Origin of the sequence: Pseudoalteromonas sp. MelDa3, assembly GCF_002863625.1 — a bacterium.
GTDB classification, from domain to species: Bacteria; Pseudomonadota; Gammaproteobacteria; order Enterobacterales; family Alteromonadaceae; genus Pseudoalteromonas; species Pseudoalteromonas arctica.
The window spans coordinates 1-12,178 of sequence record NZ_PJBR01000223.1 but is presented as its reverse complement, the minus strand read 5'-3'; the positions used below and the strand labels follow the sequence as shown (position 1 = coordinate 12,178).

The 12,178-nt window shown below is 40.6% G+C and carries 8 protein-coding genes; 6 read left to right on the top strand and 2 right to left on the bottom strand.

From position 1 onward, the window contains the following. Positions 1–22: 22 nt before the first annotated feature. Positions 23–874, bottom strand: coding sequence for a carboxylating nicotinate-nucleotide diphosphorylase (nadC, locus tag CXF89_RS19325; RefSeq protein ID WP_121955504.1), 852 nt, complete (start codon positions 872–874; stop codon positions 23–25). Between the two features lie 326 nt (positions 875–1,200). On the opposite strand from nadC, the gene ampD reads away from it, so the two are divergent. Continuing rightward, positions 1,201–1,755, top strand: a complete 555-nt coding sequence (ampD, locus tag CXF89_RS19320; protein ID WP_121955503.1) for a 1,6-anhydro-N-acetylmuramyl-L-alanine amidase AmpD — start codon at positions 1,201–1,203, stop codon at positions 1,753–1,755. Between the two features lie 13 nt (positions 1,756–1,768). Continuing rightward, positions 1,769–2,620 (top strand): beta-lactamase regulator AmpE, encoded by an 852-nt coding sequence (gene ampE, locus CXF89_RS19315; RefSeq protein WP_007586130.1) that lies wholly within the window; start codon positions 1,769–1,771, stop codon positions 2,618–2,620. Positions 2,621–3,231: 611 nt separating this feature from the next. Here the strand turns inward: ampE and CXF89_RS19305 are convergent. After that, positions 3,232–3,684: an REP-associated tyrosine transposase gene (locus tag CXF89_RS19305; RefSeq protein ID WP_121955501.1), complete on the bottom strand. Its 453-nt coding sequence runs from the start codon at positions 3,682–3,684 to the stop codon at positions 3,232–3,234. A gap of 1,364 nt (positions 3,685–5,048) precedes the next feature. Between CXF89_RS19305 and pdhR the strand changes: the two genes are divergently transcribed. The 4 genes from pdhR (at position 5,049) to lpdA (ending at position 12,085) form a co-directional block, all read left to right on the top strand. Then, positions 5,049–5,798, top strand: a complete 750-nt coding sequence (gene pdhR, locus CXF89_RS19295) for a pyruvate dehydrogenase complex transcriptional repressor PdhR (RefSeq protein WP_121955499.1) — start codon at positions 5,049–5,051, stop codon at positions 5,796–5,798. 90 nt (positions 5,799–5,888) lie between these two features. Continuing rightward, positions 5,889–8,555 (top strand): pyruvate dehydrogenase (acetyl-transferring), homodimeric type, encoded by a 2,667-nt coding sequence (gene aceE, locus CXF89_RS19290; RefSeq protein WP_121955498.1) that lies wholly within the window; start codon positions 5,889–5,891, stop codon positions 8,553–8,555. A 10-nt stretch (positions 8,556–8,565) separates the two neighbouring features. Next, positions 8,566–10,485, top strand: coding sequence for a pyruvate dehydrogenase complex dihydrolipoyllysine-residue acetyltransferase (gene aceF / locus CXF89_RS19285; protein ID WP_007586126.1), 1,920 nt, complete (start codon positions 8,566–8,568; stop codon positions 10,483–10,485). A gap of 175 nt (positions 10,486–10,660) precedes the next feature. Then, the gene (gene lpdA / locus CXF89_RS19280) at positions 10,661–12,085 is read left to right on the top strand and encodes a dihydrolipoyl dehydrogenase (protein ID WP_007586124.1); all 1,425 of its coding nucleotides are present in this window, start codon (positions 10,661–10,663) and stop codon (positions 12,083–12,085) included. Positions 12,086–12,178: the final 93 nt, after the last annotated feature.

The following is a 12,178-nucleotide window of genomic DNA, read 5'->3' as shown; positions in this document are numbered from 1 at the left end:
GTATTAATTGGCAGTTATTGCTTTAAAATTGTTCAAAACGCATCGATAAATCGATTGATTGTAAGTTTTTTGTTAACGCTCCGCTTGATATAAAATCAACGCCTGCTTGTGAATAAGTTTTGAGTGTTTCTAGGGTCATATTGCCTGAAACCTCTAGTTTGGCGCGTTTGTTGGTTAAAATTACTGCTTGCTTAATTTGCTCTACGCTAAAGTTGTCTAGCATAATTATGTCGGCGCCAGCTTCAATTGCTTGCTTAAGTTCAGGGAGTGATTCTACTTCTACTTCAACAGGTTTGTTTGGGTGGTTTTGTTTAGCTTGAGCTACGGCTTTGTTTATTGTGCCACAAGCTGCTATGTGATTTTCTTTAATTAAAAAAGCGTCAAATAATCCAATACGATGGTTTGCACCCCCGCCACATTTTACTGCGTATTTTTGAAGAGCGCGCAGACCAGGTATGGTTTTGCGTGTATCGAGTAGTTGCGTTGTTGTACCACTTAATTCTTTTACATAATGTGCTGTAGTAGTGGCTGTACCCGATAACGTTTGCACAAAGTTAAGTGCAGTTCGTTCGGCAGTTAATATTGAACGAGCCGAGCCAATAGCGGTAAATAATGTGCTGTTTGCTTTAACTGCGTCGCCGTCGTTTATTAGTACATTAACTTTAACGCTTGGGTCTACTTGTTTGAATACTTCAAGGATGATGTCTTTTCCGCAAAAAATGCAGTCTTCGCGGGTGATTACTTTTGCGTTGGCTTGCTCGCTCTGAGGGATAAGCTGCGCGGTAATATCGCCTTCTTGAGCTGTTTGATAATTTAGATCTTCGTCAAGTGCAAGAGTGACTAGTTGAGTAATGAGGGTGTGCGAAATAGACATAGGATGCTCATAAGCGTTAATAAATTAAGCAAATTTTACTATGTTTATAAAAGAAAGAGAAGCGATTGCCTTTTCGCCAATATAAAGATAAGCGCGTATAGTAAATTAGTATCTACGTGTGGGTTTTATTATCTGTAGGTGAGGTTTTATACCTCGCTTTTAATTTCGAAAGTTACTTTACATGGGCGGACGTAAATTCGTACCTACGTGTGGGTTTGAATTATTTGTAGGTGAGGTTTTATACCTCGCTTGTTACTATCATTTTTTTAATAAATCCTTTAGCATCAGTACTATGTATCTCTTGATATTTATATAATAAACGTATCATGAAAATAGATTTAAACGGTGTTTTAAGTACGGTAGCGCAGCGGCCTTGTTCGCATTTTGATGAGCGCCCTGATGAGGCTGATATTTCTTTATTGGTGATTCACAATATATCATTGCCAGCAGGGCAGTTTGGTACACCTTTCGTTGATGACTTATTTATGGGTAGCATTGACTGTAATGCTCATCCAAGTTTTAGTGACTTAAAGAGTTTACGTGTATCGGCCCATTGTTTTATAAAGCGCACCGGTGAGGCTATACAATATGTGCCTTTTGAAAAGCGTGCTTGGCATGCAGGCCAATCTGAGTTTGAGGACGCGCCTGCGTGTAATAACTTTAGCATTGGCATTGAGCTTGAAGGTACCGACACCGCACCATATTCTTTAGCGCAGTACAAAACATTAACTATTATTAGTAAATCTATAATGCAACGCTATCCAAAAATTACCCCTTCGCGTATTGTTGGACATTGCGATATTGCTCCAGGGCGTAAAACCGATCCTGGTAGTAGCTTTAATTGGCCATTGTTTTTTAATATGCTTGAACAGCTAAGTTAAGAGAGTTATTCCCATGATTTTAGTTTCTATAATAATTGCATTAATACTAGAGCGCTTAGGCGCTCGGTCTAATTACTGGCAGATAAGTTATTACGCAAATGGTTATTTAAATCGCTCTAATAAATTACTTGGTGATAAGGGCTTATTTAGCTCAGCACCGGGCTTTTTAATTTGGCTTTTACTTCCAGTGATTGCGATGGCACTAATTTATTGTTTATCTGATTTTGTTTTGTGGCAGTTGGGCATTAATATCGCGGTGCTTTTGGTTTGCTTTGGTTGTGCTAAGCAGCGTGCTTTATATAAGTCGTATTTAAATGCGTTAACGCGAGATGACGGTACTGCTGCATCTTTATATGCGTTGCAAATAGGTCAAAAGCGTACTGATGATCAAGATGGTGGCGAAACCTTTGGGCAAACATTGGCGTGGGTAAACTTTAGATTTTACTGTGCGGTTATTTTTTGGTTCGTTGTTTTAGGCGCGCCAGGTGCGGTTTTATATGCACTGGTACGTACTTTAGCTGATTTAGTACGAGAAGATCATAAAGTAATATTTGCTAAGCGTTTTAAACTTATACATAAACTATTGTTTTGGCTCGACTGGTTACCTGCACGTATTACCAGCTTTGGTTATTTAGTAATAGGTAACTTTAATAAAGGCACAAGCTGTTGGCTACGTTACGTACTTAACTTTAAATCTCCAAACCGAGAAGTAGTAACATGTACTGCGCTGGCTGCAGAGCAAGTTGAAAAGCGTTATTACGGCTGTACCTACGAAGCCACTTGTATGATTAAGCTTGTTAAGCGCAATGTATTATTTTACTTAGTACTTATAGCACTACTTACATTATTTGGCGGGCTATCGTAGTCGCGATTTTATATCGCGCATTGTGTTTTCGGTTGGGCGATTAGTTGCCAAATGTCGCGGGGTAAACCCATTGCTACGATTGCGTAGTCGCGATTTTATATCGCGCATCGTGTTTTTTGGTTGGGAGATTAGTTGCCAAATGTCGCGGGGTAAACCCGCTGCTACGATATTGTGTAGTCGCGATTTTACATCGCGCATTGTGTTTTTTTAGTTAGGAGATTAGTTGCTAAATGTCGCGGGATAAACCCGCTGCTACGATATTGCGTAGTTGCGATTTTATATCGCGCATTTGTGTGTTTTGGTTGGGCGATTAGTTGCTAAATGTCGCGGGGTAAACCCGCTGCTACGATATTTGCGTAGTCGCGATTTTACATCGCGCATTGTGTTTTACGTTTAGGTAATTACTTGCACAAATGTCGCGGGGTAAACCCGCTGCTACGATATTGCGTAGTCGCGATTTTATATCGCGCATTGTGTTTTTGGTTGGAGATTAGTTGCCTAATTTCGCGGGGTAAACCCGTTGCTACGATTGCATAGTCGCAATTTTATATCGCGCATTGTGTTTTTTGGTTAGGCGATTAGTTGCCAAATGTCACGGTGTAAAACCGCTGCTACGAGTTTAGATAAATACTATCCCAATATGGGTAGTCTGCAATATTTTCTATTAAATTTGCACGCAAAGGGTTTGCGACTATGTATCTAGCACAGCTATTTAAATCTTCGGTATTTCTTATTAAGTGATCATAAAACCCTTTTTGCCAAAGCTTTTGTCTGCCAAATTTTCTATACACCGTGGCTGAGCGTCCTTTGAAGCTTCTAATTACCTCGCTTAATGTTACGCTATCGGATAATTGTAGTAACCAATGAATATGGTTTGGCATTATCACGAAAGTATTTGATTTAATCAGTTGCTCTCTTTCTAACTTCCTCATTTCATTGATAATAGCTCTATTAATTATTAAGCTTATGAGTAGGTTATTTCGCTTATGACAAACCAGTGTAATAGCATAATAGTGGTTTGCTTTTGATACTCTTCCCTTTCGTAATAAATATGAACGATGCATAACATACCCGTATTTTAGCAATCACAGACCCACGAATTTAAAGCATATGCAATTTTTATAAATTTGCGTAGTCGCGATTTTACATCGCGCATTGTGTTTTACGTTTTGGTAATTGTTTGCACAATAGTCGCGGGTTAAACCCGCTGCTACGATATTGCGTAGCCGCGATTTTACATCGCGCATTGTGTTTTACGTTTAGGTAATTACTTGCACAATAGTCGCGGGGTAAACCCGCTGCTACGATATTGCGTAGTCGCGATTTTACATCGCGCATTGTGTTTTACGTTTAGGTAATTACTTGCACAATAGTCGCGGGATAAACCCGCTGCTACGATATTGTGTAGTCGCGATTTTACATCGCGCATTGTGTTTTACGTTTAGGTAATTACTTGCACAATAGTCGTGGGGTAAACCCGCTGCTACGATATTGCGTAGCCGCGATTTTACATCGCGCATTGTGTTTTACGTTTAGGTAATTACTTGCACAATAGTCGCGGGGTAAACCCGCTGCTACGATATTGCGTAGTCGCGATTTTACATCGCGCATTGTGTTTTACGTTTAGGTAATTACTTGCACAATAGTCGCGGGGTAAAACCGCTGCTACGATATTGCGTAGTCGCGATTTTATATCGCGCATCGTGTTTTTTTGGTTGGGAGATTAGTTGCCAAATGTCGCGGGGTAAACCCGCTGCTATGATATTGCGTGATCGAAATTTTATATCGCGCATTGTGTTTTACGTTTAGGTAATTACTTGCACAATAGTCGCGGGTTAAACCCGCTGCTACGATATTGCGTAGTCGCGATTTTACATCGCGCATTGTGTTTTACGTTTTGGTAATTGTTTGCACAATAGTCGCGGGGTAAACCCGCTGCTACGATATTGCGTAGTCGCGATTTTATATCGCGCATGTGTTTTTCGGTTGGGTAATTGTTTGCACAATAATCGCGGGGTAAACTCGCTGCTACGATATTGCGTGGTCGAAATTTTATAGCGCGCATTATGTTTTATATTTAGTTGACTGATCGTGTGTAAATGGCTGCTATTTCTTTGGCACTTTTATCCTGTTGTTAATTTCTTTAATAAATTCAACTAGAGTTAACACTCTATTTTTCTGGTCAGACCAATTGTTTTCATCCTATTAACGTTATAACAATTTTTGTAAATTGCGCATTGTTTAATCTTCGTTCAAAATGCGTTACGCTACTTTAATTGCTCAAATTACCTGTAAATTGACAGCTAATAAGGTTTTTGATACCGTATTGAAAATTTTTGGTATGACCAATTTACCTTTTGGGTAAATCATACTACTCAAAGCCCCGCTTTATGGGCTCTTGGTATTTATACAACGCGGACGTTGATTCATGTCTTTAAAGATCAAAGCAGCAAAGTTATCTGATGTTATTTTACAGCAACTCGAGAACATGATTCTTGAAGGCTCGTTAGCACCAGGTGAAAAGTTGCCACCAGAGCGTGAACTAGCAAAGCAATTTGAAGTGTCTCGCCCGTCACTGCGTGAGGCAATTCAAAAATTAGAAGCGAAAGGTTTAGTTACGCGTCGCCAAGGTGGCGGCACGTTTGTAAAAAATCAGCTCGAAGAAGGGCTTACTGATCCACTTTTTGATTTGATTAGTAAACACCCTGAGTCGCAGTTTGATTTACTTGAATTTCGTCATGCATTAGAAGGGATTGCTGCTTACTACGCGGCACTGCGCGGAACCAGCAACGATTTTAGTAAAGTGAAAGAAAGCTTTGATAAAATTGCCCTCGTTAATGATGATTTACAGCAAAAAGCAAAAGCAATTAATGCATTTCACTTTAGCGTGGCAGAAGCCTCGCATAATGTGGTTTTACTGCATTTAGTAAGAGGCATGAAAGCGCTGCTTGAGCAAAATGTATTGCAAAATTTAACTGTTTTATTAAAAAAGTCAGATATTAGCAGTCAATTAGCCCAACACAGGCGTTTATTAATGGATGCCGTTATTGACGGTAATCCAGAACAAGCCCGTTTAGCAAGTAATGCGCACTTAGCATTTATCGAAGAAGCACTACTTGAAGCAAGCAAAGAACATTCGCGAATTGAACGTAGTTTAAGACGCACTAAACAAAATTAAGTTAGTACATAACTACTTTGAACACACAAATTAAGTAGCTGTGATATTAAATTAACAATATTCGTATTTTAAACATAAGGAAACCTCCATATGTCTGAAGTCAATAAAATTGACGTAGACGCGCTAGAAACACAAGAGTGGTTACAAGCTCTTGAATCAGTTGTGCGCGAAGAAGGTGTTGAACGAGCTCAGTTTTTACTTGAGCAAGTATTAGAGCAAGCCCGTTTAGACGGCGTTGATATGCCAACGGGTATTACCACGAACTACGTTAATACTATTCCTGTAGATCAAGAACCTGCTTACCCGGGTGATGTAAATCTTGAGCGTCGTATTCGTTCAATTATACGTTGGAACGCGATTATGATCGTTCTACGTGCATCTAAAAAAGATCTCGACTTAGGCGGCCATATGGCGTCTTACCAATCATCTGCTGCATTTTATGAAGTGTGTTTTAACCACTTTTTTAAAGCGCCAAATGATGTAGACGGTGGTGACTTAGTTTATTACCAAGGTCATATTTCTCCTGGTATTTATGCACGTGCATTTGTTGAAGGTCGTTTATCGGCTGCACAACTAGATAACTTCCGCCAAGAAGTTGATGGCGAAGGCTTACCATCGTACCCACACCCTAAGTTAATGCCTGAATTTTGGCAGTTCCCTACGGTATCAATGGGCTTAGGTCCTATTTCGTCTATTTACCAAGCGCGCTTCTTGAAATACTTAGATGGTCGTGGCTTAAAAGATACTAAAAACCAACGTGTATACGCGTTTTTAGGTGACGGTGAAATGGATGAGCCAGAATCGCGTGGTGCTATTTCTTTTGCTGCACGTGAAAAACTAGATAACCTTTGTTACTTAGTTAACTGTAACTTACAGCGTTTAGACGGCCCAGTTATGGGTAACGGTAAAATTATTCAAGAGCTAGAAGGCTTGTTTAAAGGCGCTGGCTGGAACGTAATTAAACTAGTGTGGGGCAGCGGTTGGGATATTCTTCTAGCTAAAGACACAACGGGTAAATTACTACAGTTAATGAACGAAACTGTTGATGGCGATTACCAAACATATAAAGCTAAAGATGGCGCGTACGTACGTGAAAACTTCTTTGGTCGTTACCCAGAAACAGCAGCACTTGTTGCTGACATGACAGATGACGAAATTTTCGCGCTTAAGCGTGGTGGTCATGAGTCATCAAAATTATTTGCTGCATTTAAAAAAGCAGAAGACACTAAAGGCCGTCCAACTGTAATTCTTGCTAAAACTGTAAAAGGTTACGGCATGGGTGAAGCAGCTGAAGGTAAAAACATTGCGCACCAAGTGAAAAAAATGGACATGTCGCATGTTGCGCATTTACGTTCACGCCTTGGTCTTGATGATTTAGTATCTGAAGAGCAACTTGCAGAACTACCTTATTTAGAGCTTGAAGAAGGTTCACCTGAGTATAAATACCTACATGCTCGTCGTGATGAACTTAAAGGTTATACACCTAAGCGTATTCCACGTTTTAGTGAAAAACTTACGTTGCCAGAAGTAGACGCGTTTAAGCCGCTACTTGAAGAGCAAAAACGTGATATTTCAACCACTATGGGCTTTGTTCGTGCACTTAATATCTTATTAAAAGATAAAGGCATTGGTAAAAACATCGTACCAATTATTGCAGATGAAGCGCGTACATTTGGTATGGAAGGTTTATTCCGTCAAATTGGTATTTACAATCCGCATGGCCAAAACTATACGCCACAGGATCGTGATATTGTTTCTTACTACAAAGAAACTGTATCAGGGCAAGTGCTTCAAGAAGGTATTAATGAGTTAGGTGCAATGTCGTCATGGGTTGCTGCTGCAACTTCATACAGCACTAACGATTTACCAATGATCCCATTCTACATTTACTACTCTATGTTTGGTTTCCAACGCGTTGGTGACATGGCATGGATGGCGGGCGATCAACAAGCACGTGGTTTCTTATTAGGTGCTACTGCGGGTCGTACAACGTTAAATGGTGAAGGCTTGCAACACGAAGATGGTCACAGTCATATTCTTGCTAATACGGTTCCTAACTGTATTTCTTATGACCCAACTTACGCGTTTGAAGTAGCGGTTATTGTACAAGACGGTATTCGTCGTATGTACGGTGATGACCAAGAAAATATTTACTACTACCTAACGCTTATGAACGAAAACTACCATCAGCCAGCTATGCCAGAAGGCGCTGAAGAAGGTATTCGTAAAGGTATTTACAAGCTTGAAAGTTACGAAGGTAAAAAAGCCAACGTACAGCTATTAAGCTCAGGTACTATTATGACTGAAGTACGTAAAGCAGCTGCGATTCTAAGCGAAGAGTATGGCATTGCGTCTGACGTGTTCTCTGTTACGTCTTTCAATGAATTAACGCGTGAAGGTCAAGATGTTGAACGTTTCAATATGCTTAACCCTGAAGGCGAGCAAAAAACAGCATTCATCACAAGCGTATTAAACGACTCTGTGACTGTTGCAGCAACGGATTACATGAAAAACTACGCAGAACAAGCGCGTTCATTCATTCCAAGCAGCAACTACAAAGTGTTAGGTACCGATGGTTACGGTCGTTCTGATAGCCGTGAAAACCTACGTCGTCACTTTGAAGTTAACGCGGGCTACGTTGTTGTTGCTACGTTATCTGAACTTGCTAAACGCGGTGAAGTTGAGAAGTCAGTAGTTGTTGAAGCACTTAAAAAGTTCAACATCGACACTAACAAACTTAACCCACTGTACGCATAAGAGGTTTGCAATGAGTATTGAAATTAAAGTACCAGATATTGGTGACGACGAAGTAGAAGTAACCGAAATATTAGTAAGCGTTGGCGACAAAGTAGATGTTGACCAATCATTACTTAATGTTGAAGGCGACAAAGCATCAATGGAAATACCTGCTTCGCAAGCGGGTACAGTGAAAGAGATTAAAGTAAACGTTGGCGACACCGTTACAACTGGCTCTTTAGTATTTTTGTTTGAAGGCGAGAGTGAAAGCACTGGTGAAGAAAAAGCATCAGCTGCTGCTCCAGCTAAATCTGAAGAGGCAGCACCTGCTGCTTCTACAGGTTCTTCAACTAAAGAAGTAACCGTACCAGACATTGGCGATGATGAAGTTGAAGTAACTGAAATCATGGTTGCTGTTGGTGATACCGTTTCAGAAGAGCAATCTATCTTAAACGTGGAAGGCGACAAGGCAGCAATGGAAGTTCCAGCTCCATTTGCCGGTATAGTTAAAGAAATTAAAGTCGCCGCTGGCGATACAGTTAAAACAGGCTCATTAGTGTTTGTTTTTGAAGTAGCAGGAAGTGAATCTGCAGCACCGGCTAAAGAGTCGGCTCCTGTAGAAGCGCCAGCAGCTAGCTCAACAGCAAACGCAGCACCAAGTACTAAAGAAGTTAATGTACCTGATATTGGTGGCGATGAAGTTGAAGTAACTGAAATTATGGTTGCAGTTGGCGATACGGTTGAAGAAGATCAATCAATCTTAAACGTTGAAGGCGACAAAGCTGCAATGGAAGTACCAGCTCCATTTGCAGGTACAGTTAAAGAAATTAAAGTAGCCGCTGGCGATAAAGTATCGACAGGCTCATTAATTTTTGTATTTGAAGTTGCAGGCAGCGCGCCAGTAGCAGCACCTGCACCAGCTGAAAAATCAGCACCTGCAGCTGCGGCTAAAACTGAGTCGGCACCGGCTCAAGCAGCACCAGCAAAAGCAAGTAATGAAAGCTTCACAGAAAACAGCGCGTATGCTCATGCATCACCTGTTGTTCGCCGTTTAGCGCGTGAGTTTGGTATTAACCTAGCTAATGTTAAAGGCACTGGTCGCAAAGCCCGTATAGTTAAAGAAGACGTGCAAAACTATGTTAAAAACTTAGTTAAGCAAGTTGAGTCTGGTCAATTGTCAGCAGGTAGTAGCGCTGGTGGTAGCGAGCTTGGTCTTATTCCATGGCCTAAAGTTGATTTTGCTAAGTTTGGCGAAATTGAAGAGCAAAAGCTGTCTCGTATTCAAAAGCTATCAGGCAAAAACTTACACCGTAACTGGGTGCAAATCCCACATGTTACACAGTTTGACGAAGCAGATATCACAAGCCTTGAAGTATTCCGTAAAGAGCAAAATGTGCTTAGCGAGAAGAAAAAGCTGGGTGTTAAAATTACGCCGCTTGTGTTTGTAATGAAAGCAGCTGCAAAAGCACTTGCTGAATTTCCAAAATTCAACTCATCGCTTTCTGAGGACGGCGAAAGCTTAATCCTTAAAAAGTACATTAACATTGGTGTTGCAGTTGATACGCCAAATGGTTTAGTTGTACCAGTGTTTAAAGATGTTGATAAAAAAGGCATTATTGAACTATCACGCGAATTAATGGAAGTATCTGTTAAAGCACGTGACGGGAAGCTTACATCGTCTGATATGCAAGGTGGTTGTTTTACTATTTCTAGCCTTGGCGGTATTGGCGGTACGGCATTTACGCCGATTGTTAATGCACCAGAAGTGGCTATTTTAGGTGTGTCTAAATCTGAAATGAAACCTAAATGGAATGGCAAAGAGTTTGAACCAAAACTAATGGTTCCGCTGTCTATGTCATACGACCATAGGGTTATTGACGGAGCCTTAGCTGCACGCTTTACTGTGACTCTTGCAAGTTACATGAGCGATATTCGCCAATTGGTGATGTAATCGCTGGACGATGAATAGAATCAAATCCCAGCCAGTTGTTTTTAGCTGGGATTTTTACCATTTGCAATGATACAATCTTTGCACAAATTTGTGATCTGCTCTCACTTTCTGCCTTGCAGAAACATGGCAGTTAAACTTTAGGGCAGTGTCCCGTTCAAACAATTAAGGTAATAGCATGAGCAACGAATTAAAAACTCAAGTTGTTGTACTAGGCGGTGGTCCTGGTGGTTACTCTGCGGCATTCCGCGCTGCTGACTTGGGCTTAGAAGTTACATTGGTAGAATCTCGTGAAACATTAGGCGGCGTATGTCTTAATGTTGGTTGTATTCCTTCAAAAGCACTTTTACACGTAGCTAAAGTGATTGATGATGCAGCTGAAATGTCATCTCATGGTGTTACTTTTGGCGCACCAAAGATCGATCTTGACCAAGTTCGTACTTGGAAAGATTCTGTAGTTGGCCAGTTAACTGGTGGACTAGAGGGCATGGCTAAAATGCGTAAAGTGAAAGTTGTATCTGGTTACGGCAAATTCACTGGCAGCAATACTTTAGTAGTTGAAGGCGAGAAAGACTCTACAACTATCACGTTTGATAACGCGATTATTGCAGCAGGTTCTAAACCAGTTAACTTACCTTTCATCCCACAAGATGACCGTGTAATTGATTCAACTGGCGCGCTAGAGCTTAAAGATGTACCAGAAAAACTACTTGTACTTGGTGGTGGTATTATCGGTCTTGAAATGGGTACGGTTTACCGTGCACTAGGTTCTGCAATTGATGTTGTAGAATTTGCTGACCAATTAGTTCCAGCAGCTGATAAAGACATTATCAAAATTTACCAAAAATACGTAAGCAAAAAATTCAACGTAATGCTTTCAACTAAAGTTGTTGGTGTTGAAGCTAAAAAAGATGGCTTATACGTAACGTTTGAAGGTAAAAACGCACCAGCAGAACCTGTACGTTACGACAAAGTGCTTGTTGCAGTTGGCCGTACTCCAAACGGTAACTTACTTGATGCTGAAAAAGCGGGCGTAAACGTTGATGAGCGTGGCTTTATTAATGTTGATAAGCAATTACGTACTAACGTAAGCCATATTTTTGCAATTGGTGACTTAGTTGGCCAGCCTATGCTTGCGCATAAAGCGGTTCATGAAGGTCATGTTGCTGCAGAAGTTATTTCTGGTCAGAAGCATTTCTTCGACCCTAAATGTATTCCTTCGATTGCGTATACTGACCCAGAAATCGCTTGGGTAGGTGTTACTGAGAAAGAAGCAAAAGAGCAAGGCCTAAAAATTGAAACTGCGGTATTCCCGTGGGCAGCATCTGGCCGTGCTATTGCATCATCTCGTACTGAAGGTTCTACTAAACTTATTTTTGATAAAGAAAGTGGCCGTATAATCGGTGGTGCTATGATCGGTATTAACGCGGGCGAAATGCTTGGCGAAATCGGTTTAGGTATTGAAATGGGTGCTGATGGTGAAGACTTAGCGCTTACTATTCATGCTCACCCTACATTGAATGAATCAATCGGCCTTGCAGCTGAAATTTTTGAAGGTTCGATCACTGACTTACCAAACAAAAAAGCAGTTAAAAAGAAGTAATTTAACTTTTTAGCATTTGTTTGAAAAACCCAACTTCGGTTGGGTTTTTTTATGCCTGGTTTTTAATTTAAGAGATGTTGAATTAATTCAATG